Annotated in this window: 18 protein-coding genes and 2 pseudogenes; 13 read left to right on the plus strand and 7 right to left on the minus strand. The window is 63.8% G+C overall.

Annotated features, from left to right (window positions below; all coding sequences use genetic code 11):
* Nucleotide 1: 1 nt before the first annotated feature.
* From acnA to E4K09_RS18300, 3 genes and pseudogenes are all read left to right on the plus strand, one after another.
* Nucleotides 2–2,236: pseudogene (acnA, locus tag E4K09_RS18290) on the plus strand (aconitate hydratase AcnA); the annotation flags it as partial.
* Nucleotides 2,237–2,289: 53 nt separating this feature from the next.
* Nucleotides 2,290–3,255: a Bug family tripartite tricarboxylate transporter substrate binding protein gene (locus E4K09_RS18295; protein ID WP_425293860.1), complete on the plus strand. Its 966-nt coding sequence runs from the start codon at nucleotides 2,290–2,292 to the stop codon at nucleotides 3,253–3,255.
* Nucleotides 3,256–3,383: 128 nt separating this feature from the next.
* Complete coding sequence (locus E4K09_RS18300) at nucleotides 3,384–4,331, plus strand: GntR family transcriptional regulator (protein ID WP_204985754.1); 948 nt, start codon at nucleotides 3,384–3,386, stop codon at nucleotides 4,329–4,331.
* Nucleotides 4,332–4,378: 47 nt separating this feature from the next.
* Here E4K09_RS18300 and E4K09_RS18305 read toward each other — a convergent pair whose 3' ends face one another.
* A complete protein-coding gene (locus tag E4K09_RS18305; protein WP_134499211.1) occupies nucleotides 4,379–4,894 on the minus strand; it encodes a hypothetical protein in 516 nt (171 codons plus the stop codon).
* Nucleotides 4,895–5,223: 329 nt separating this feature from the next.
* Here E4K09_RS18305 and E4K09_RS18310 point away from each other — a divergent pair, with 329 nt between their 5' ends.
* From E4K09_RS18310 to E4K09_RS18320, 3 genes are all read left to right on the plus strand, one after another.
* A complete protein-coding gene (locus tag E4K09_RS18310; protein ID WP_166802391.1) occupies nucleotides 5,224–6,717 on the plus strand; it encodes a tetratricopeptide repeat protein in 1,494 nt (497 codons plus the stop codon).
* Nucleotides 6,718–6,930: 213 nt separating this feature from the next.
* Nucleotides 6,931–7,941 carry an ATP-binding cassette domain-containing protein gene (locus E4K09_RS18315; RefSeq protein WP_134499213.1) on the plus strand — a complete coding sequence of 337 codons (1,011 nt, stop codon included), beginning with the start codon at nucleotides 6,931–6,933 and terminating at the stop codon, nucleotides 7,939–7,941.
* Nucleotides 7,922–8,755 carry an ABC transporter permease gene (locus tag E4K09_RS18320; protein ID WP_134499214.1) on the plus strand — a complete coding sequence of 278 codons (834 nt, stop codon included), beginning with the start codon at nucleotides 7,922–7,924 and terminating at the stop codon, nucleotides 8,753–8,755. The genes E4K09_RS18315 and E4K09_RS18320 overlap by 20 nt, the downstream gene beginning before the upstream one ends.
* A gap of 18 nt (nucleotides 8,756–8,773) precedes the next feature.
* On the opposite strand, the gene E4K09_RS18325 is transcribed toward E4K09_RS18320, so the two are convergent.
* A complete protein-coding gene (locus E4K09_RS18325; RefSeq protein WP_166802392.1) occupies nucleotides 8,774–9,643 on the minus strand; it encodes an amidoligase family protein in 870 nt (289 codons plus the stop codon).
* A gap of 124 nt (nucleotides 9,644–9,767) precedes the next feature.
* Nucleotides 9,768–10,838: a LacI family DNA-binding transcriptional regulator gene (locus E4K09_RS18330; RefSeq protein WP_134499216.1), complete on the minus strand. Its 1,071-nt coding sequence runs from the start codon at nucleotides 10,836–10,838 to the stop codon at nucleotides 9,768–9,770.
* 159 nt (nucleotides 10,839–10,997) lie between these two features.
* On the opposite strand from E4K09_RS18330, the gene E4K09_RS18335 reads away from it, so the two are divergent.
* The 7 genes from E4K09_RS18335 (at nucleotide 10,998) to E4K09_RS18365 (ending at nucleotide 18,001) form a co-directional block, all read left to right on the plus strand.
* Nucleotides 10,998–12,242 carry an ABC transporter substrate-binding protein gene (locus E4K09_RS18335; protein ID WP_134499217.1) on the plus strand — a complete coding sequence of 415 codons (1,245 nt, stop codon included), beginning with the start codon at nucleotides 10,998–11,000 and terminating at the stop codon, nucleotides 12,240–12,242.
* 181 nt (nucleotides 12,243–12,423) lie between these two features.
* Nucleotides 12,424–13,362 (plus strand): carbohydrate ABC transporter permease, encoded by a 939-nt coding sequence (locus E4K09_RS18340; RefSeq protein ID WP_134499218.1) that lies wholly within the window; start codon nucleotides 12,424–12,426, stop codon nucleotides 13,360–13,362.
* A complete protein-coding gene (locus E4K09_RS18345) occupies nucleotides 13,359–14,243 on the plus strand; it encodes a carbohydrate ABC transporter permease (protein WP_134499219.1) in 885 nt (294 codons plus the stop codon). Before E4K09_RS18340 ends, E4K09_RS18345 begins: the two co-directional genes overlap by 4 nt.
* Before the next feature lie 3 nt (nucleotides 14,244–14,246).
* Nucleotides 14,247–15,326, plus strand: a complete 1,080-nt coding sequence (locus E4K09_RS18350; RefSeq protein WP_134499220.1) for an ABC transporter ATP-binding protein — start codon at nucleotides 14,247–14,249, stop codon at nucleotides 15,324–15,326.
* A 70-nt stretch (nucleotides 15,327–15,396) separates the two neighbouring features.
* Complete coding sequence (locus E4K09_RS18355; protein ID WP_134499221.1) at nucleotides 15,397–16,164, plus strand: sugar phosphate isomerase/epimerase family protein; 768 nt, start codon at nucleotides 15,397–15,399, stop codon at nucleotides 16,162–16,164.
* A gap of 5 nt (nucleotides 16,165–16,169) precedes the next feature.
* Nucleotides 16,170–17,348, plus strand: a complete 1,179-nt coding sequence (locus tag E4K09_RS18360) for a Gfo/Idh/MocA family protein (protein ID WP_134499222.1) — start codon at nucleotides 16,170–16,172, stop codon at nucleotides 17,346–17,348.
* Nucleotides 17,349–17,359: 11 nt separating this feature from the next.
* The gene (locus E4K09_RS18365) at nucleotides 17,360–18,001 is read left to right on the plus strand and encodes a ThuA domain-containing protein (RefSeq protein WP_134499223.1); all 642 of its coding nucleotides are present in this window, start codon (nucleotides 17,360–17,362) and stop codon (nucleotides 17,999–18,001) included.
* Between the two features lie 180 nt (nucleotides 18,002–18,181).
* On the opposite strand, the gene E4K09_RS18370 is transcribed toward E4K09_RS18365, so the two are convergent.
* The 4 genes and pseudogenes from E4K09_RS18370 to E4K09_RS18385 form a co-directional block, all read right to left on the minus strand.
* Entirely contained in the window at nucleotides 18,182–18,346 is a 165-nt protein-coding gene (locus tag E4K09_RS18370) for a 3-hydroxyacyl-CoA dehydrogenase NAD-binding domain-containing protein (RefSeq protein WP_134499224.1), read from the minus strand.
* Nucleotides 18,347–18,348: 2 nt separating this feature from the next.
* Nucleotides 18,349–19,113 (minus strand): annotated as a pseudogene (locus tag E4K09_RS18375) (enoyl-CoA hydratase-related protein).
* Nucleotides 19,114–19,187: 74 nt separating this feature from the next.
* The gene (locus E4K09_RS18380; protein WP_134499225.1) at nucleotides 19,188–19,628 is read right to left on the minus strand and encodes a RidA family protein; all 441 of its coding nucleotides are present in this window, start codon (nucleotides 19,626–19,628) and stop codon (nucleotides 19,188–19,190) included.
* Nucleotides 19,615–20,877, minus strand: a complete 1,263-nt coding sequence (locus E4K09_RS18385; protein WP_134499226.1) for an acyl-CoA dehydrogenase family protein — start codon at nucleotides 20,875–20,877, stop codon at nucleotides 19,615–19,617. The genes E4K09_RS18380 and E4K09_RS18385 overlap by 14 nt, the downstream gene beginning before the upstream one ends.
* Nucleotide 20,878 lies beyond the last annotated feature (1 nt).

Raw genomic sequence — 20,878 nt, forward strand, 5'->3', positions numbered from 1 at the left:
NAAATGGGCCACCCGCGCCCTCACCGGATTCCGCGTCCACCCGCCCGGCACCGGGATCATGCACACACTCAACCTAGAGCGCCTGGCAACTGTCATCACCACCGCCGAGCGGGATGGCGTGTCATGGGTCATGCCCGACACCCTGATCGGCACCGACAGCCATACGCCGATGATCAACGGCATCGGCGTGCTCGGCTGGGGCGTCGGCGGACTGGAAGCCGAGAGCGTGATCTTCGGTATGCCGGTGATGATCCGCGTGCCGGACATCGTCGGTGTGCGTCTCACCGGACGTCTCAAACAGGGGGTGCTCGCGACCGATCTCGCATTGACGGTCACCGAGCGCCTCCGCCGGATCGATCTCGCGGATCGCTTCGTCGAATTCTACGGCGAAGGCGTCTCGACGCTCTCGGCAGGCGATCGCGCCGTGATCGCTAACATGACCCCAGAATTCGGCGCTAATTCCGGCTTCTTCCCCATCGACGATCAGACGCTGCGCTACTTGCGCGAAACGGGCCGCTCGGCCGAGCACGTGCGCCTGGTCGAGGACTACGCCAAGCAACAAGGGCTGTGGTTCGATCCGGAGGCCGCTCCGCGTTTCACGGACACGGTTGACATCAACCTCGATGAGGTCGAGGTCAGCCTCGCGGGTCCGCGCCGTCCGCAGGACCGTATCCCTGCAGGCCAAACGGTCGAGGCCTTGGCGCCGATGCTGGCGGGCCGTCCAGTGTCGGAGGGTCAACTCGGAAACGGCTCCGTTGCCATCGCGGCGATCACGAGCTGCACCAACACGTCCGATCCGAGGCTCCTGGTCGCCGCGGGCCTCGTCGCTCGCAAGGCGCGCCGCTTCGGCCTCAAGCCTCCTGCCTGGGTGAAGACCTCGCTGGCGCCAGGATCCCCGACCGCGGAGCGCTATCTGCGCCGCGCCGGATTGCTGGAGGATTTGGAGGCCGTCGGCTTCGGGATCGTCGGCTATGGCTGCACCACCTGCATCGGCAACTCGGGACCGCTGCCCGCGATCATCGAGCAGGCCATGGCGGAGCGCGGCATCCTGCCGGTCGCCGTGCTGTCGGGCAACCGCAACTTCCCGGGCCGCGTGCATCCGCAGCTCGAAGCAGGCTTCCTGGCCTCGCCTCCGCTCGTCGTGGCCTTCGCGCTCGCCGGCGACGTCAATCGCGATATCCTGGCCGATCCCATCGGGTACTCACCGTCCGGCGAGGAGATCAGGCTGGCCGATCTCTGGCCGACAGGCGACGAGATCGATGCGGCCCTCACCCGAGCCATCGATGCGGGCGATTACGACACCTCCTACGACGAGGCCGAGGCGAGCGAGACCTGGCAGGTGCTCGACGCTCCCGCCACGCCCCTTTTCCCCTGGAACGAGCGCTCGTCCTATATCCGCCGCCCGCCCTTCGCGGGCTTCGGCGAGGGCACGCTTCTCGGCCATTACGCAGCGCATCCGCTGCTTGTGCTGGGAGACGACATCACCACCGACCACATCTCGCCCGCCGGCCAGATTCCCCAGACGAGTGAAGCCGCCGAGTACCTTGTCGCGCGCGGCGAGAACCGTCACGACCTGAACGTCTTCGCGTCCCGCCGCGGGAACTGGGAGGCCATGGCGCGAGGCCTGTTCACCAACCAGTCGGTGCGCAACCTGCTCGACCCTCAGATCGCGCCTGGCTTCACGATCCATGCGGGATCTGGCGAGCACCTGCCGCTGTTCCGTGTCGCCGAGCGCTATGCCGCCGAGAGCGCCTCCGTGGTTGTGGTGGCAGGCGAACGCTACGGCATGGGATCGTCGCGCGATTGGGCCGCCAAGGGCGTCGCCCTCCTCGGCACCCGCGCGGTGCTCGCATCGAGCTTCGAGCGCATTCACCGTTCAAACCTGATCGGCATGGGTATCCTGCCCCTGCGGCTGCCCGCAGACCGGCACCCGAGCCGTCTGCATCTGCGCCCAGGGGATCGGATCGTCGTCGATGCCGATCCTGCCCGGATCAGCCCGCGCTGTGCCGTGCCCGTCAGGATCCTCCGCGCATCGGGGGAGAGCGAGACCTTTGCCGCCACCGCAGCCATAGAGACCGGCCTCGAGGTCGAGATCCTGCGCGGCGGCGGCATCATTCCCCTTATCCTGCGACGCGTCATCCAGGCGGAGACCACAAGCCGCCAGGCGCCCGCACCCGACTTCACCGGCGACGGTGAAACCCATCGGCGAGAGGCCTCGCCGACCATCAGACGCTGAGCGGCAACGTCCCCTTCGCGTTCAACATCTCACGCAACCCAAGGGAGGAACTCGTGAGCTCCATTACCAAGACTATCCGCGGCGTTGCCGTTGCCGCCATGACGCTCGTCGCGTCGTCGGCTTTCGCGCAGCAGGAACTCAAGATCATCGCCCCGGCGGGCCCAGGTGGCGGCTGGGATGCGGCCGCCCGCTCGGTCCAGCAGGTGCTCACGCAGACGGGGCTTGCCAAGAGCGTTCAGGTGGTCAACGTCACCGGTGCCGGCGGCACCGTGGGCCTCGCTCAGTTCGTCAACCAGGCAAAGGGCGATCCGAGCCAACTCATGGTCAACGGCATCACCATGGTGGGCGCGATCCTCACCAACAAATCTCCGGTCACGCTCGACCAGGTGACGCCGATCGCACGCCTCACCGGCGACCCGCTCGTGATCGTCGTGCCGGCCAACTCGCCCATCAAGTCGGTCAAGGAACTGGCGGATGCGGTCAAGGCCGATCCGGCCAAGGTCACCTGGGCCGGCGGTTCCGCCGGCGGCGCGGATCACATCCTCGCGGCCCTGTTCGCCAAGGCAGCCGGCTCCGATCCCGCGAGGGTCAACTACATCGCCTTCTCGGGCGGTGGCGAAGCCCTCGCGGCGATGCTCGGCGGCCGCGTGACGGCGGGCATTTCCGGCTACGGCGAGTTCGAGAGCCAGATCAAGGCCGGCAAGCTGCGGGCCCTCGCCCTTTCGTCCGGCAAGCGGCTGGCCAACGCTGATGTTGCCACGCTCAAGGAGCAGGGCATGGATGTCGAGGTCGTGAACTGGCGCGCCGTCATGGCAGGCCCCGGCATCACGGCCGAGCAGAAAAAGGCCCTGACGGACACCGTCGAGAAGGTGGTCAAGTCCAAGGAATGGGCCGAGATCCTGAAGCAAAGAGGCTGGGAGGACTTCTATCTCGCCGGCGAGCCCTTCGAGGCCTTCCTCAAGGAAGAGCAGGTCCGCGTCGGCGACGTGCTCAGGTCGGTCGGCCTGGCGAAGTCGTAATCTCAAGACCCGGGGAGCCCGTGCGGGCTCCCCGCCCATGCTCATAGGACAAGCTCTCGAACTCACGGCGAACCGAGCATGAGAGTACCGCGACCGCGACACTTCGGGTAAACGAGGATTGAGTTATCTTGAAGTTCGAGTCCGGGATCGTGGTCATGAGTTCAGCCGGTGAGCGTCCGGTCAATGGAAAGCGCGAGTTGACCGAGGGCCTCGCGGCGCAAATCCTCGAGCATATCCGGGGCGGCGGACTGCCCGCCGGCACACACCTGACAGCCCAGGAACTCGCCGAGCGGTTCAACGTTTCCCGCTTTCCCATCGGCCAGGCCTTGCAACTGCTCGCCGCCAAAGGTGTCCTCGTTCACGAACGCAACCGCGGCTACTTCGTGTCCACCGTCAAGAACGCGTCGCCGGAGAGCCTCGGCCTGACCACCAGGAACGACGTGTCCGATGTCTATTTCAGGATCGCCGAGGATCACCTCCAAAGCCGCCTGCCCGATCCTGCCTCCGAGACCTACCTCAAGGACACCTATAGGCTGACGAAAACCCAGCTGAATGCCGTCCTAGGCCGGATTGCCCAGGAGGGGTGGGCCGAGCGCCGCCCGGGCTACGGCTGGTCGTTCTCGCCGATGCTGACCACTCCTGAGAGCCTGGAGCAGACGTACCGGGTGCGCCTGGCCCTCGAACCCGCCGCACTCCTGGAGCCGACCTACCGTCTCGACCGTGACATCGCGGCCCGCTGCCGTGAGGCGGAGCTCCGGCTCCTCGGCGGCGCCATCGAGACGGACAGCGCCGATGCGCTCCACGAACGCGGCGTGCGGTTCCACGAGGCGATCATCGGCGCATCGGGCAACCCATTCTTCCTGGAAGCGGTCCGGCGCATCAACCGCGTTCGCCGCCTGCTGTCGTATCGCTCGATGGTCGACCGCAAGCGCTATCGCAAGCAATGCGAAGAGCACCTCCAGATCCTCGACCTGCTCGAGCGGGAAAGAAACGAGGACGCTTCGCAGGCGCTGCGTCGCCACCTGGAGCACACCATCGGAAACCTTCAGGAAATCAGACCGATCCTGGAGCATTGAGCGCTGCACGATGGTCAATGATTGCCGTGCGTTTCAGGAAGTGAAGATCAACGGTCCGGCGCCTGAAGCGAGACACCTGCCGGTACCTTCAATTCTCCCTCCCCGCCGTTGAGGTCCAGGAAGTGACCATCCCTGGGGATGACCAGTCCTTCTCCAATCCTCGGGAGCTTTGATAGGCCGGTGCAGGTGACGGCGCTCTTGGTGCCGTTGGCATCCTCGCGCCCGGTCAGCCGGGCTCCAATCCTGCCTGCGGAGCTGATCGTGCCGGAGATCGTCATGTGCTGGTCAGGAAAGCTCCAGGTGAAGGTCCGGCCCGTCTGCTCCCAACGCCCAGGCCACTCGCCCTCCTGGCGGTTCGTGGCGTCGAAGATGTACGGGCTGATCTCTCCCTCCTGAACCTCGCCGCCGCCGACACCTCCACCCGGATAGAAGGTGATTACGAACCGAGACCTGTCGGATGAGCGGGTGCATTGCCAGAGCGAGCCGGCGAGACTTGTACCGTCGGCTAGAGCTCCAGAGAATGCTGCCAGGAGTGCAAATCCGGTGCCGATAAGGACTCTCATGGTAACGAGCTCACGAACAGACGGGAAGAGGCTGCACAGATAACCCGCAACTCTTAAATATCTTGCGATCCTGTTCGACCCTGGGCTGTGATTGCGGCAAACGACAGCCTTTTCTGCGGCGCAGGAGGCCTGAACGATGTCGGCTCCGGGTTTCTCGAAGGATTGGAAACTCGCCCTCACCCATCTCCGGTCGGATGAACGAACTGCCCTGGGCCTTGATTGTGTCATCCAGCACAACCCACCTGCCGGCAAGGCCCAGCAAAGCCAGCACGTTTAATTCTGGATCAGGTGATTCGGCTCCAGGCCGAAACGACATTCGGATCATTTCCATGACGAACATCCAACTTCCCGACATCAGCGTCACAATGGCGTTGGTGGCCAACCTCAAGGCGAGCCTGCCGGATTTCGGCCGGATCGTCGATCAATGCGGGCATCCGGCCCACGCCCTGCGACAGCTCGGTCTCGTGCACTGGGAAAACGGACGTTTCGATACAGCCGCCCGGACGTTCGCGGCCGCTCTCTCTCTGACGCCCGACGACCCTGACCTCTGGCGCGACCTAGCGAGCGTCTCCAGCGCTTCGGATCGCGACGAGCAGGCGCTGACCGCGATCCGGATGTCCCTGGAACTCGATCCGCACAGCGCCCAGTCCTGGCAGACCCTTGCCGGTGTAGCGGACCGTCTCGACGACATCGAGACGGCCGAGGATGCCTACCGCCGCACGATCGCACTCAACCCGAAAGCCGCCGCCGCTCATCTCGGACTTGGCCTGCTGCTGTTCAGGAAGAAGCACTATGAAGAGGCCTTGGCCGCCGTGCGGGCCTCCGTTGAACTCGATCACGTCAACGGTCTGGCTCATTACGCCCTCGGCCATCTGTCCTTCATCGCGTCCGATTTCGCGGGCTGCGCGAGAGCGTTCGACGAAGCCGTCCGGCTGACATTGCCGCTCGATCCGCCAACCCGGCAGAAACGGGCCCGCGCCCTCACGTTCCAGGCCATGATCGAAGGCCGCGTTCAGGAAGCCCTTCGAGACTATCCCGAGATCGCAGGCGACGACCGGGAGGAACTCGACATCATCGCGCGTGACGCATTCTCCGTTCTCAGCGCTGCCGGTCACCTGGAAGCGGCCGCCGAGATCGGACGGATGCGGCTGGCCGAGAAGCCCGACGATCCGGTCCGGCGCTATCTGCTCGACGCCGTCCTCGGGCGGACGATGACAGCCGCTCCCACGGACTACATCGAGACCTATTTCGATCAGTTCGCACCTCAGTTCGACGGAAAGCTGCTCGAGACGCTTCAGTACAATGCCCCCCGCCAGATGGCGAAGCTCCTGGCCGAACACCGGGCCGGCTTCAGCCAGATGCTCGACTTGGGCTGCGGCACCGGGCTGGCCGCCGGAGAATTGCGGTCGTTCGGCCCGACTCTGATCGGGGTCGATCTCTCCTCGGGTATGCTGGCCGAGGCCGCGAAGCGAGGCGGGTACACCGAACTCGTCAAGTCGGAGGCTCTCGCCTATCTCGAGGTGACCCCGAACCGCTTCGATCTCATCTTCGCGGCGGATTCGCTGATCTATTTCGGCGATCTCGGACCGCTTCTGCGCGCCGCTGCCGGTGCCATGGTGCGAGGGGGGCTGTTCGCCTTGAGCATCGAGGTTGCAGCGGAGGAAGGCTTCACTCTGCAGCCCTCAGGCCGCTTCGCTCATTCGCTCGCGCATCTCAAGACCGCGGCCGCCGACTTCGACGTCCTGGAAGCGGTTGAATGCAAGATCCGGCTCGAGGCCGGGCGACCGGTGCGGGGTCTCTACATCATCCTGGAAAAACGCTGACGCGACACGGAGCCGGTGATCTGCGCGTGATGGGCAAGCATGGCGCAGATCAACCACCGAGCCCAGACGGCCGGGACAACAGGCCGGCTCGGCACCGCGAATTGCCCGAATATTGATGCATTGCGGCCCTATAGACGCATCCTGGAGCAGCACCAATCCTCGGCGAGGTTTGGGGTGAATCAACCCGACAAGGGTTGGCCAGGGAGGACCGTCATGAACGGCCACGCGCCGGGCGGAGCCATGCCGATGGCCGGAGCGGAGACGCTTCCGCTCGCGGTCAGCGCCTTCGGACTCGTCAAGTGCTTTGGCGATGTGCGTGCGGTAGACGGCGTCGATCTCGATGTTCAACGGGGCGCGATCTTTGCGATCCTGGGCCCGAACGGTGCCGGCAAGACGACTCTGATCCGCATGCTCGCGACACTCACCGTACCTGATGCGGGTCGCGCCAGCGTCATGGGCCACAATCTTATCGCCGCGCCGCATAAGGTGCGTGCAGCCATCGCGATGACAGGCCAGTTCGCCTCGCTGGACGAGGACCTGACCGGTCGCGAGAACCTTCTGCTCCTGGCACGCCTTTGGGGCTTTCGCGGCTCGAAGGCAAAGGCTCGCGCGGATGACCTCCTGGAAGCCTTTGACCTGTCCGAGGCAGCCCACAAGCAGGTGAACGCCTATTCCGGCGGCATGCGGCGAAGGCTCGACATCGCCGCGTCCCTGATCGTGACTCCGGGTCTGCTTTTTCTTGACGAACCGACCACCGGGCTCGATCCGGTCGCCCGCCAGGGCGTGTGGCGGATGATCCGCGATCTTGCGGGCGCGGGCGTCACGATCCTCCTGACGACGCAGTACCTGGACGAGGCCGACCAACTGGCCGACCGCATCGCCGTCATCGATCACGGCCGGAAGATCGCCGAGGGCACGAGCCGCGAGCTGAAGGCAGCCACCGGGTCCGGCACCCTCCATGTCGCGCTCACGGATGCCGCCAGGCTCGGGACGGCCGCACGCCTCTTGGAGGCCCGCCTCGGCGGCAAGGTTCAGTCCAGTGCGGAGGGAGCCCGTCTCTCGATCAGGGCTGCCACCCCGGAGCAGGCGAACGAGGCGCTCGCCAGCCTCCTCGCAGAAGGCATCGAACTGGCGGATTTCGCTATGGGCAGCCCCAGCCTCGACGAGGTGTTCTTCGCTCTCACAGGCGCCAGCTCCGCAACGGATGAAGGAACCAGCGGATGACCATGCCCCCCCGGCCGGAATTCCGGTTCGTCGCTTCGAACCCGTGGCGAGGCCGCCTGCCCCTTCGGCCGTGTCGAATGCCCTCGTGTTCGGCTGGCGTGCGGTTCTGAAGTTCCGCCATGTGCCTGAGCAGCTGTTCGACCTCGTCATGACGCCGATCATGTTCACGCTGCTCTTCACCTTCGTGTTCGGCGGCGCGCTCGCCGGCTCGCCGCGCGAATATCTCCAATTCTTCCTGCCAGGGATTCTGGTTCAAACAGTCACCTTCAACGCGGTCTATTCGGGCATGAACCTCTCGACCGATCTCGGCAAGGGGCTGTTCGACCGCTTCCGCTCGCTGCCGATCTGGCCACTCGCGCCCTTTGCGGGACTGATGATCGGTGACGTTCTTCGTCATCTCATCGCGGCGACGATCATCCTCGTCATCGGATTGATCCTCGGCTATCGCCCTGAGGCCGGCATCCTGGGCGTTCTCGCGGCCTTTGCGCTTCTTGTCACCATCGGTTTCGGATTCGGCTGGGTCTTCATCGTGCTGGGTCTTCTCATCCGCACGCCGACGACTGTCATGACGCTCGGGTTCTCGTTCCTGTTTCCGCTGGTGTTTGCCTCGAACATCATGGTCGATCCGGCGACGATGCCGGACTGGCTGCGGGCTTTCGTCGAGGCAAACCCGGTGTCGCTCATGACCACCGCGGTCCGAGGCCTGATGGGCGGCGGCATGTCTTTGGGCCAGATTGCGCTTGCGCTCCTCGCACCGGTGGCCCTGACGGCCCTGCTCGCTCCGGTGACGCTCCGGCTGTACCGGAGGCAGTGAGAGCCCTCCCGGCGCCAGTCAGACGCATTCCCTGGAGTTCAGCTCGCCTCGTCCCAGCTCGGCTGCGAGGCGCTCCACCTGGAGCCAGCCGCGCCAAGCCGGGAGAATGCTCCAGTCGGGGTCGCTGAGATGGGCATGCGGAAGCCGGTAGTGGAACACTGGCCGCGGACCGATCTTCTCCCTCGGGAGAGCCTGGCGCACCTGCCCCTCGTTCAGGTAGGCGAGCACCGGCAGCAGGTCGAGGGCGCGCTGGCGGGTCGGATTAGCGGCCAGATAATCGGCGGTGAAATCCTGCAGGCTCGGCCAGTAATCCGGAGCGAGCATGCGATCCTTGTAGCGTTGCGGATAATCCGGCGGGAGCGCCAGCGCGAGCCTCAGGCTGCCGTGCGCCACCTGCCGCCTGAGCTCGTCGCTCATGAGCAGGAAAGCCTTCAGGAAGGCCGCCAGTGTGCGGGCATCGAGATCCGGAGGGTCGATGTTGAAGTGCAGGCTGAGCGAGTTCAGGAGAATGGTGCCTCGGCCCCGGGCTCCCACGGACCGAAGGCTCGCAAGGGCCTCGTCCACGGCACCGATCCGGCCCGCAGGCAGAGGCGCGGTGATGAGTTCCCGCGGGACGAAGGGCGAGACGAGAGTTCCCAGGATCGCGGCGCCGCGAAGGCCGAGCCCGACATTCAGGTCCGGATGGCGAGCCGGATGAACATGGCGCAGATCCAGCTCGACCGACAGGTCGCCCAAGCGGGTGCCGCGAAGCCTGATTGCATGAGGATCCTCCGGCTCGGCGACCCCGCCCAGGTCCCGGACGAGGGCGGCAGCCGCCGCTTTGACACTGGGGCCGAGGAACTCCACCTCGACGCCCACGCGTCGCATGCCGCCATCCGGGGCGATCATTGCGGATTCGGGCAGGAGGCAGGATGGGATGATCGGCTTGTCCATTGATGGACAGATGGGAACGGCTGCGCCGTATGGCAACACGTCGCATAGCAAGCTTTACTCGCGAGGCATCGAGACGCGATCAGGCCTTGCTCCGTCGCTTCATCTCAGAAGCCCGTGACGAGACGGGAGCCGTCGTATCGCGCTCCAGCAGCGACAGAGGCAGACGGATGTGCCAGTCCTCGGGCTTCATGTCGTTCCGGATCATCTTCAGAAGAACCCCCGCCCCGGTTCTACCAAGTTCGTGCAGGGGCTGTCGAAACGTGGTCAGGGTCGGTTCGATGTAGTCGGCGAACTCGATCCCGTCGAAGCCGATCACCGACACGTCCTCGGGGACCCGGACGCCGGCAGCCCGTATGGCCTTGATGAAACCGATCGCGCTCTCGTCGCACGACGCGTAGATGGCCGTGGGTCTCCTCTTCAAACGAAGAAAGGCTTCCGCGGCAGCGACTCCGGCCTCGAACACGAAACGTCCTTCCCAACGCACGAGATCTCGCTCGCTCAAGCCCGCCGCAACGACCCCTTCGAGAAAACCCGTCAGGCGCTCCGCCGCGATGATGTTTCCGGCCGGGCCGGCGATATAGCCGAGGCTCCGGTGGCCGAGCCGCGTCAGGTAGGCGACGGCGGCCCGGGAGGCCTCCCGGTCCTGAACGACGACATTCGGAATCCCTTCTCCCTCGATGGCGGCGCACATGGCGACCATGGGAAGACCGGCCTCGGTCATGGTCCGTTTCCCGCTCGCAGGGACACGGCCATTCATGAGAATGACCCCGTCGACCTGCCGGGACAAGGCGAGGTCCACATAGCGGGCTTCACGCTCGGCGCAGTTGTCCAGATTGCCGATCACGAGCCCGTATCCCGACCGGGTCAATTCATCGTCGATTCCTCGCAGGATCTGGGCAAAGACCGGATTGGCCAGGTTCGGCACGATCACGAGAGCCGTCATGGTTCGGCGCTTGCGCAGGTTCCTGGCCACGCTGTTGGGCGTGTAGCCGCTTCGCTGCACGGCTTCCATCACGAGATCGTGCGTCTTTGTCCTGACCTTGTCTGGATTGGCCAGAACCCGGCTGACCGTGGCAGTCGAGACGCCTGCGAGATGTGCCACATCGGCGATGCGGATTCCTTTGCCAGAGCGCCAGCCCTTCCGGCTCATTGAGAATATTCCTTACAGTCAATCATGCTGCCACAGTATTCTTAACAGAAACGAGTGGCTCTTAAACTAGTGTCTTGACTTATTTAAAAAGGCCTTACAACCTACTCGTAAGATGTAATCGATTACAAAATGTCGATACAACGCTTCTGGGAGGAAGCCATGCGCCTGAAAACACGCGTTTCTGCGTATACCCTTTCTGCTGCCTTGATCTGGAGCTCCGGAGCACTCTCTCAGCAGATGAAAGCCGAGGTGCTCCATTGGTGGACGTCGGCTGGCGAGTCGGCGGCGGTCAAGGTGTTTGCCGATCAGTTCACGAAAGCCGGCGGCACCTGGGTCGACAATGCGATCGCCGGCGGAGCGAATGCCCGCACGGCGGGAATCAACCGCATGGTCGGAGGCAATCCTCCCACCATGATGCAGTTCAACACCGGCAAGCAGTTCGATGAACTGGTCAGCAATGACCTTGTGCGCGACGTGGACAAACTCGCGCAAGCCGGGAAGTGGCGCGAACTCATGCCGAAGCCGATCGTCGATGCATCGGTTCGTGAGGGCAAGTTCTTCGCCGTGCCGGTCAACATCCACGGCCAGAATTGGTTGTTCTACAACACCAAGATCTTTGCCGATGCAGGCCTTGAGCCTCCCAAGACGTTTCCCGAACTGGTCGCGAGCGGCGAAAAACTGAAAGCCCGCGGGATCATTCCCCTGGCGCTCGGCGGACAGCCCAACTGGGAGCACAACCTGTTCCGGGCCGTCCTCGTCGGCCATGGCGGCGCGGACATGTTCCGGAAACTCTACGGAGCCCGCGATCAGCAGGCGGTCAAGAGCCCCAAATTCAAAGAAACGGTTGAACTCTTCGGCAAGATGCGAGGGCTCGTCGATTCGGGCAGCCCCGGCCGCAACTGGAACGACGCCACGGCGCTCGTGATCACGAACAAGGCCGCCATGCACTTCAATGGCGACTGGGCCAAGGGCGAGTTCATCGCGGCAGGCCAGACCGCCGGCAAGGAATACGGCTGTGCCCTCGTTGGCGATGGTGGCGGCAAGCTCGTGATCGGCGGCGACGTTTTCGTGTTCCCGACCACGAAGGACAAGAACCAGCTCGCCACACAGGACAAGCTGATCGAGGTCCTGCTCGATCCCACCAGCCAGATCGAGTTCAACAAGAAGAAGGGATCGATCCCGGTACGCATGGATGTCGACGTGTCGTCCATGGATGTGTGCGCGCAGAAGTCGCACGCCGTGCTGAAGGATCCCGCCAACCAAGTCGAGGCGATGGAGCTCCTGAGCACGCCGAACTTCTCCGGCGCCATGCAGGATGCCGTCACACAGTACTGGAACAACGCGAACATGTCGGCTGACGCCTTCATCGAGAAGATTGTCGGCGCCATGCGCGACGCAAGCTGAGCGCCGCGGCTCGCCCCTAGCGCATCGTGCGGACCCGGTTTTCCGCGTCGAACGATGCGCTCTCCCAAGAGTGGAAAATCGGGTTGGAGCCCAAAAGGGCAACTCCACTTTTGGGTCCGATGCTCTAAGGGCTGGGCGAGCCGTCTCTTGCCTTGTCAGACACTCCGACAGGACGTCCCTGATGACCACCGTCTCGATCCGCGCTCCCGGTATCAGTCCCCCCGCCACGACCAAGGCTCGGCGCCGCATACGGACCCGATTGCCGGCGGCCTTCGCGCTCCTGCCGACGGCGCTTGTCGTGCTCGTCGTCTATATCGGCTGCATGCTCTGGACCGTGCGGCTGTCCTTCACGAGTTCGACATTGCTTCCCAAGCTCGATTGGGTCGGCCTCGCCCAATATAGCCGCCTGTTCGCCAATGATCGCTTCCTGACATCGGCCGAGAACATCGTCATCTTCGGAGCCCTCTTCATTTCGGGCTGCCTGATCCTTGGCTTCCTGCTCGCCGTGTTCATTGACCAGAACGTGCGTGGCGAAGGCATCTTCCGCACGTTGTTCCTCTATCCCTATGCCATGTCCTTCGTCGTGACCGGCGTCGCCTGGCAGTGGTTTCTCAATCCCGGCCTCGGCCTGCAGAAGCTCGTGCGCGACATGGGCTTCGAGAGCTTCACCTTCGACTGGCTCGTCAACCAGGACATGGCGATCTACACGATCGTCATCGCAGGCCTGTGGCATGGGTCCGGCCTTACGATGGCGATCCTGCTCGCAGGCTTGCGCGGCGTGGACGAGGATTTGTGGAAGGCCGCCAGGGTCGACGGCATTCCGACTTGGCGCGTCTATACCTCGATCGTCCTCCCCCTGCTCCGTCCGATGGTGGTCACCGCGACGGTGCTGCTGGCGACCGGCGTCGTGAAGCTCTACGAACTGGTCGTGGCCATGACCCTGGGCGGTCCCGGCATCGCGACGGAAGTGCCCGCGAAGTTCGTCATGGATCACCTGTTCGAGCGGAACAACATCGCCCTCGGAACCGCAGCCGCCACCATCATGCTGATCGCCGTCGTGTCCGTCCTCGCTCCGTGGGTCTATGCCCGCTACGTCCGTCCGCAAGGGAGGCACGCATGAGCGCCGTCGAACCGCATGGCCGCCGCCCCAGGCATCTCACGATCGGCCGCATCGGCATTTACGCCTTCCTCATCACGGCGGCTCTGTTCTTCCTGTTGCCGCTGTGGATCATGATCGTCACCTCGCTCAAGCCCATGGACGAAATCCGGCTGGGAAACATCGTCGCCCTCCCGACAGCGCCCACCTTCGAGGCCTGGACCAAGGCATGGTCGTCCGCCTGTACGGGGCTGGAATGCAACGGCATCAGCGTCGGTTTCTGGAACTCCGTGCGCATCCTCATACCGTCCGTGGTCCTGTCCATCGCGGCAGGAGCCATCAATGGCTACGCCCTCTCCTTCTGGCGCGTGAAGGGCGCCAATCTAATGTTCGGAATCCTGCTGCTCGGCGCCTTCATTCCCTATCAGGTCTTTCTCTATCCCCTCGTGCGCATCTTCTCGATGACGGGCGTCTACAACTCTCTGCTCTGCATCGTGCTGGTGCACGTGATCTTCGGGCTGCCGACAATGACGCTTCTATTCCGCAACTATTATGCGGGTTTGCCCCTCGAGCTGTTCAAGGCGGCGCGCATCGACGGCGGCGGCTTCTGGACGATCTTCTTACGGGTGATCCTGCCCATGTCGACGCCGATGATCGTGGTCGCCAGCATCCTCCAGGTCACAGGCATCTGGAACGACTTCATCTTCGGGCTCACCTTCGCGGGCCGGGAGAACCTGCCCATGACCGTGCAACTCAACAACATCGTTCACTCGACACAAGGGGAGCGCGCCTACAACGTCGACATGGCGGCCACGATGCTGGCGGCGCTGGTTCCCCTCGTCGTCTACTTCGTATCGGGACGCTGGTTCGTCCGCGGCATCGCCGCCGGCGCAGTGAAGGGATAGAACATGTCTGCAGTTTCCGTGCGTGATGTCACCGTCGCTTTCGAGGCGTTCCGCGTCTTCGACGGCCTGTCCCTTGACATCGAAGAAGGTGAGTTCATCGTTCTGCTGGGTCCCTCGGGATGCGGGAAGTCAACGCTCCTCAACGCCATCGCGGGCCTTCTCGACGTCTCTTCCGGCCAAATCTGGATCGGGGGAAGGAACGTGACATGGGAGGAGCCGAAGGATCGTGGAATCGCCATGGTGTTCCAATCCTACGCGCTCTATCCGCGGATGAGCGTGCGCCAGAACATGTCGTTCGGGCTGAAGATGGCCAAGACCCCAAAGGCCGAGATCGCACGGCGCGTCCATCAGGCGGCGGAACTTCTGCAGATCTCCCATCTCCTCGACCGCCGCCCGGATCAACTCTCGGGCGGCCAGCGCCAGCGCGTCGCCATCGGCCGGGCACTCGTGCGCGACGCCGCCGTTTTCCTCTTCGACGAGCCCCTGTCGAACCTGGATGCCAAGCTCAGGAACGAATTGCGCGTCGAGATCAAGCGGCTCCATGCGCGGCTCGGCAAGACCACGATGGTCTATGTAACCCATGATCAGATTGAGGCGATGACGCTGGCGGACCGGATCGTGGTGCTCAAGGAGCAGAAGGTCCAGCAGATCGGCAGTCCCGATGAGATCTATCGCCGGCCTGCGAACCTGTTCGTGGCGGGCTTCGTCGGCTCGCCGCAGATGAACTTCATCAAAGGCAGGATCGAAGGGAGCGGCACCGGCCCCGAATTCGTCTCGGGACAGCGTCGCCTGCCGCTCGCGGAATATCGGTTCGTGAGCAAGCCGCGTCCGGGGCAGCAGGTCGTCCTCGGCGTGCGGCCGGAGCACCTGGAGATCGCCGAAGCAGGCACGTGGCCGGGCTTCAAGATCGACATCGTCGAGCCCATGGGCGCTGACATGGTGATCTGGTGCAGCGACGGCGAAGGCTCGATCCAGGTCCGGACCCATGGAAGCAGAAGAGCGACCCCGGGTACGCCTCTCACGCTCGGCGTCGATGTCGGGCAGGTCTCCCTGTTTTCTGCCGAAACCGGCGAGCGCATCTGAACAGCAATCCATCCGCGACGACCGGAGCCCCGGTCCGCTCGCGCCGTTTTCTCGAAGCCCTGAGGACCCCATGAGCGTCACGGACACTCTCTCCATTCAACTCTATACCTTGAGGTCGCTGGAAGACATCGATCGCATTCTCGATACGGTCGCCGAAGCCGGTTATTGCTATGTCGAGACTGTCGGCTCTCATCTCGACGACGCTCGCGCCATTCGCTCGAAGCTCGACGCCAGGGGGTTGAAGGCATCGTCGAGCCATGTCAGCCTGGCGGCCCTTCGTGAAAAACCGGACGCCGTTGCCGATGCATGCCGGACGCTGGGTTTCACGCATCTCTTCATGCCGGCCGTCCCGCCGAACCAGCGCGACATGGATGCGGACGGCTGGCGCTCGCTCGGGCACGAACTCGGCCGGATGGCGCAGCGCTTTCAGGAACAGGGGATCCGGCTCGGGTACCACAACCACCATTGGGAGCTGAAGCCGACGGACGGCAACAGAACCGCCCTCGAATTGCTGTTCGAAGCCGCCGAGGGAAGCCCCCTCACCTGGCAGGTGGACGTGGCGTGGCTCGCCCGCGGCCATGCCGATCCGAAGGAATGGATCAGCCGCTACCGCAGCAGGATCACGGCGGCTCACGTGAAGGACATCGCGCCGTCCGGGCAGAACGAGGATCAGGATGGCTGGACCGATGTCGGCTCCGGCGTGCTGAACTGGCGCGACCTGTGGCGCGCCTGCCGAGACGCCGGAGCCCAATGGATGGTGGTCGAGCACGACAAGCCCGCAGACCCGGCCCGAACCGCCCGCGCCAGCTTCGCCTTCCTGCGCACCATCGAGGATTGATCACCATGGACACACTTAACGTCGGCATCGTCGGCTGCGGCAACATCTCAGGCATCTACCTGCAAAACATTCTGGCCTATCGGGGTCTCTCGCTGCGCGCCTGCGCGGATATGCGCCCCGAGGTCGCTCAAGCTCAAGCCGGCCGCCATGAGATCGAGGCCCTGTCAGTTGATGCGCTCTTAGGCCGCGACGACATCGACCTCGTCGTCAACCTCACGATTCCGAGCGCCCATTTCGGCGTGTCGCTCGCGGCGCTCAGCGCCGGCAAGCACGTCTTCTCGGAAAAGCCTCTCGCGGTCGATTTCGAACAGGGGCGCAGGCTGGTCGACGAGGCGGAGGCGCGTGGCCTTCATCTGGGCTGTGCGCCGGATACCTTCCTCGGCGCAGGCGGGCGTCTCGCGCGCCAGCTCATCGATGGCGGCGCCGTGGGACGCATTCTCTCGGGCACCGCCTTTCTGATGTCGCACGGCATGGAGCACTGGCACCCCGATCCGGAATTCTTCTTCAAGCCGGGCGGCGGACCCATCCTCGACATGGCGCCCTACTATCTCAGCACGCTCGTGAACCTGATCGGCCCCGTGAAACGTGTGGTCTCCATGTCGAGCATCGGTTTCCCCGAACGGATCGTCACGACGGAAACGTCTCCTCGGAAGGGGGAGCGGATCGCCGTGGAAACGCCTACGCATGTCATGGCGCTTCTTGAGTTCGCCTCGGGAGCCCAAGTTACCTTCTGCATGAGTTGGGACGTGTGGAAGCATGGGCATCCGGCCATCGAGCTCTATGGCACGGAAGGCTCCCTGCGCGTCCCGGATCCGAACTTCTTTGGTGGCGACGTGGAGATCACCGAGCGCGGGGGCGATTGGCAGGTCAGGAACTCGGGCGAGATGCCGCTGGGCGCTCCCAACTGGCGTTCGCCCAACTGGGCTCCCGAGGTTCCCTCCAAGGCCAATTACCGGGCCCTCGGATTGGCCGATCTCGCCAGCGCGGTTCTCCAAGGCACGCCGCACCGCTCCAGCGGCCGGCTCGGGTTGCATGTCCTCGAGATCATGCACTCCATTCTCGAAGGAGCCGCCACCGGGCAACCCAAGGCGATCACGACCACCCTGGAGCGGCCGGCTGCTCTCGCCGACGGCGACGCGGCGGGGCTCTGGAAAGGCCTTCCGCAAACGGCATCGGCCGCATGAGGAGCACACGGATGCGCGAGGCATTGATCGTCTGGGGCGGCTGGAGCGGGCATGAGCCGGAGCAATGCGCATCCATCATCGCCGGCATGCTGGAAGAGGACGGCTTCAGGGTCCATCTGGAAACCTCGACCCGGGCTTTCGCGAGGCCTGATCTCTCGCGCATGAGTCTCGTCGTCCCGATCTACACGATGTCGAAGATCGAGAAGGATGAGGTGGCCAATCTCTCCCAGGCCGTTCGCGATGGCGTCGGCCTTGCGGGATATCACGGCGGAATGGGAGACGCCTTCCGTGAGGCCGTCGAGTACCAGTTCATGTGCGGCGGCCAGTGGGTCGCCCATCCCGGCAACATCATCGACTACCGAGTCAACATCACCCGGCCCGACGACCCCATCATGAATGGGATCCAAGACTTCAATTATCGCTCCGAGCAATACTATATGCACGTCGACCCCTCCAACGAGGTGCTTGCGACGACGACGTTCTCGGGCGAGTACGCTCCATGGATCGAAGGCGTCGTGATGCCCGTCGCCTGGAAGCGCCGCCACGGCCAGGGCCGCGTGTTCTACAGCTCGCTCGGCCACGTTGCGAAGGAGTTCGATATTCCTGAGATGCGAATGATCTTGAAACGAGGCATGCTTTGGGCCGCGCGGTAGGTGCGGGGCCTGAACCGAGATGCGATTGACGGCTGCAAGTCCTGTCAGAGCCTGGAGCACATTGCTGGCGTGATGCCTCCCGCGCGAACGAGCAAATCGGCACGAACCGTGCCCTGGTCTTTCTCTTTTCAACTTCGGCGCTCTCAGCAGTGAGGTTTCCCTTGACGGCCTTGCGGCGGATCATGTCGGCCAAAAGGCAACAGCTTCGGCAACGGCCTCCGGACGAACGTCGGCCAGAAGAACGGTGATCCCTGCCTCGGCCGCCACCTGGGCGATGCCACGCCCCATGATGCCGGCCCCGACGATTCCGAGAGTGAGATCCGTCCGTGTCGCGTCGAGAGGCATGCTCAAAGACCCGTGAAATTTGGGGATCGTTTCTCCATGAAGGCCTGCATGCCTTCCTTCTGATCCGCTGTCGCGAACATGAGCTGGAAGGCATGCCGTTCCATGACGAGAGCAGCATCCAGGGGAAGATCGCCTCCTTGCAGAACCAGCTCCTTGATCTTGCGGGCCGCGAGTGGCGGTATAAAAGCAATCGAGCGGGCAAGCACCAAGGCACGATCGAGAGCTTCGTCGTCAGGCACAACCTCAGTGACCGGCCCCATGACCTCCGCATCCCGAGCCGAAACCATCTCCCCGTCAGCAGGATCTTCATCGCCTTGAACTTGCCGACCGCTCTCAGAAGACGCTGAGTTCCGCCCGCTCCCGGAATGATCCCGACCTTGATCTCAGGCTGCCCGAATTTGGCACTCGCACCGGCGATGATCATGTCGGCATGCATGGCAAGCTCGCATCCGCCTCCCAGCGCGTATCCATTCACCGCAGCGATCAGGGGCTTGGGAAAATCCTTGATGGGAGCCCAATTCCGCTCGCTCGCGAAGCATCATGCCGACGGGCTGAGAATCCGCCATGGCCTTGATGTCGGCTCCTGCGGCGAATTCCTTCTCGGTTCCGGTCAGGACAACGCAGAGGATCTCGTCATTGCCTGCAAGCTCCACGAAAATTTTGGCCAACTGCTCGCGCACCGCGCCGTTCAGCGCGTTGCGGGCCTCCGGACGATTGATGCGCACGAGGGCGACGCCTTCACCGCCGCTCTCCGGCAAGACCTCCATGATTCCCTCCGGTGACGTCCCGTTCAAGTTGTCGGCACCTTGTGCATCGCTGATCGGCCAAGGCGCGGCGCTCATTATCCCGGCGGCACGACAGCCGTCGCCTCGATTTCCAGAAGCGCCTTCTTTTCCACCAAACGCACCACCTGCACCAAGGCCATCGCCGGGTAGTGCGTTCCGAGGACGGATCGGTAGGCACGACCCAGCTCACGCAGATTGGCCAAGTAATCGTCGATATCGACGACGTACCATGTCAGCCGGACAATATGCTGTGGCTTGGCCCCCCCTTCCGCCAGAATGGCACAGATGTTCTCCAGTGTCTGGCGCGCCTGCGCGACGAAGCCATCGGGAAACTCGCCCGCCTCGCTCCAGCCCACGATCCCACCAGTGACGACGATCCGGCCTTCGGCCATCATACCGTTCGAATAGCCTTTGGGGATTGGCCAATTCTTCGGCTGCAGAACCTCGATGTCGTTACCGAGGATAGCCGTAGCCTGAGAGTTCCTAGAGACCGTCATTGGTCTTTCTCCTGGTCGTTTTCTCCAAGGCCAAATTCCCTGGCGAAACCTGCTTGCTCTGCTCACCACCCGAGCGAGATCCATCGAGCATTTTCAGAAGCTCACGCGCAATCACGACCTTCTGAACTTCCGTTGCACCCTCGTAAATGCGCAGCGCGCGGTTCTCACGGTAAAGTTCCTCGACCTTCACGCCTTTGGTGACTCCGAGACCGCCGAAGATCTGGACCGCTTTGTCGATGACAGTTTGCGCGACCTCTGTAGCGTACATTTTGGCCATTGCGGCCTCACGCGTCACGCGTGAGGCGCCCTGATCCTTCGTCCATGCGGCGCGGTAGACGAGGAGCGCCGCAGTGTCGACATTGGTCGCCATGTCGGCCAAGGCGGCTTGCGTCATCTGGAGTTCCGCCAGCGGAGCTCCGAAGAGATGTCGGGACGAGGCATGGCGCAACGCTTCGTCCATGGCGCGTCTCGCAAATCCGAGCGATGCGGCTCCGACGGTCGAGCGAAACACGTCCAGGGTTGCCATGGCGACCTTGAAGCCTTCTCCCGGGCCTCCGATCCGTTTCGTCAGCGGCACTCTGCAGCCCTCGAAACGAAGTGTCGCGAGCGGATGCGGCGCGATAACCTCGATACGCTCCTCGATGCCGAGACCGGGCGTCCCGGCATCGACCACATAGGCGGACAGTCCCCGCGCACCGGGAGCCTCGCCGGACCGCGCGAAGACGATGTAGTAATCCGCAATCCCGCCGTTGGAGATCCACGTCTTCAGGCCGTCGATCCGCACGTGGTCTGGGCCATCCGGAACGGCGGTGGTGCTCATGGCCGCAACGTCGGATCCGGCCTCTGGCTCGGACAGGGCAAAGGCCGCGATGGCCTCGCCGCGGGCCACCTTTGGCAAGTACTGTCGCTTCAACTCCTCGGAACCGAATAGGCTGATCGGGCCGGAGCCGAGACCCTGCATCGCGAAGGCAAAATCCGCAAGTCCCTCGTGGTAGGCCAGCGTTTCGCGAGACAGGCAGAGCGTCCGAACGTCGAGAACCGGAGCAAGGCCGCCATAGGCTTCCGGTATGGCAGCCCTCAGCCATCCGTCCTCACCGAGCTTGCGTACGAGGCGGCGGCACGATTCATCCACATCATCATGTTCGACGAGTCCGTGAGACTTGGTCTCGGCCCAGGCTCTCAGCGCCTCCGCATGCCGGAGGTGACGACCTTCGAAGAAGGGCCATTTCAGAAAGGTGGCGTCGATCACG

This window comes from Microvirga pakistanensis (assembly GCF_004458765.1).
GTDB lineage: Bacteria > Pseudomonadota > Alphaproteobacteria > Rhizobiales > Beijerinckiaceae > Microvirga > Microvirga pakistanensis.

Bases quoted from the DNA above. Each gene is read 5' to 3' on its own strand.
- E4K09_RS18320 (WP_134499214.1), top strand. From the start codon at position 7,922: ATGAAGGAACCAGCGGATGACCATGCCCCCCCGGCCGGAATTCCGGTT.
- E4K09_RS18310 (WP_166802391.1), top strand. From the start codon at position 5,224: ATGACGAACATCCAACTTCCCGACATCAGCGTCACAATGGCGTTGGTG.
- E4K09_RS18315 (WP_134499213.1), top strand. From the start codon at position 6,931: ATGAACGGCCACGCGCCGGGCGGAGCCATGCCGATGGCCGGAGCGGAG.
- E4K09_RS18330 (WP_134499216.1), bottom strand. From the start codon at position 10,838: ATGAGCCGGAAGGGCTGGCGCTCTGGCAAAGGAATCCGCATCGCCGAT.
- E4K09_RS18380 (WP_134499225.1), bottom strand. From the start codon at position 19,628: ATGACGGTCTCTAGGAACTCTCAGGCTACGGCTATCCTCGGTAACGAC.
- E4K09_RS18365 (WP_134499223.1), top strand. From the start codon at position 17,360: ATGCGCGAGGCATTGATCGTCTGGGGCGGCTGGAGCGGGCATGAGCCG.
- E4K09_RS18360 (WP_134499222.1), top strand. From the start codon at position 16,170: ATGGACACACTTAACGTCGGCATCGTCGGCTGCGGCAACATCTCAGGC.
- E4K09_RS18305 (WP_134499211.1), bottom strand. From the start codon at position 4,894: ATGAGAGTCCTTATCGGCACCGGATTTGCACTCCTGGCAGCATTCTCT.
- E4K09_RS18335 (WP_134499217.1), top strand. From the start codon at position 10,998: ATGCGCCTGAAAACACGCGTTTCTGCGTATACCCTTTCTGCTGCCTTG.
- E4K09_RS18325 (WP_166802392.1), bottom strand. From the start codon at position 9,643: ATGATCGCCCCGGATGGCGGCATGCGACGCGTGGGCGTCGAGGTGGAG.
- E4K09_RS18340 (WP_134499218.1), top strand. From the start codon at position 12,424: ATGACCACCGTCTCGATCCGCGCTCCCGGTATCAGTCCCCCCGCCACG.
- E4K09_RS18345 (WP_134499219.1), top strand. From the start codon at position 13,359: ATGAGCGCCGTCGAACCGCATGGCCGCCGCCCCAGGCATCTCACGATC.
- E4K09_RS18370 (WP_134499224.1), bottom strand. From the start codon at position 18,346: ATGCCTCTCGACGCGACACGGACGGATCTCACTCTCGGAATCGTCGGG.
- E4K09_RS18350 (WP_134499220.1), top strand. From the start codon at position 14,247: ATGTCTGCAGTTTCCGTGCGTGATGTCACCGTCGCTTTCGAGGCGTTC.
- E4K09_RS18355 (WP_134499221.1), top strand. From the start codon at position 15,397: ATGAGCGTCACGGACACTCTCTCCATTCAACTCTATACCTTGAGGTCG.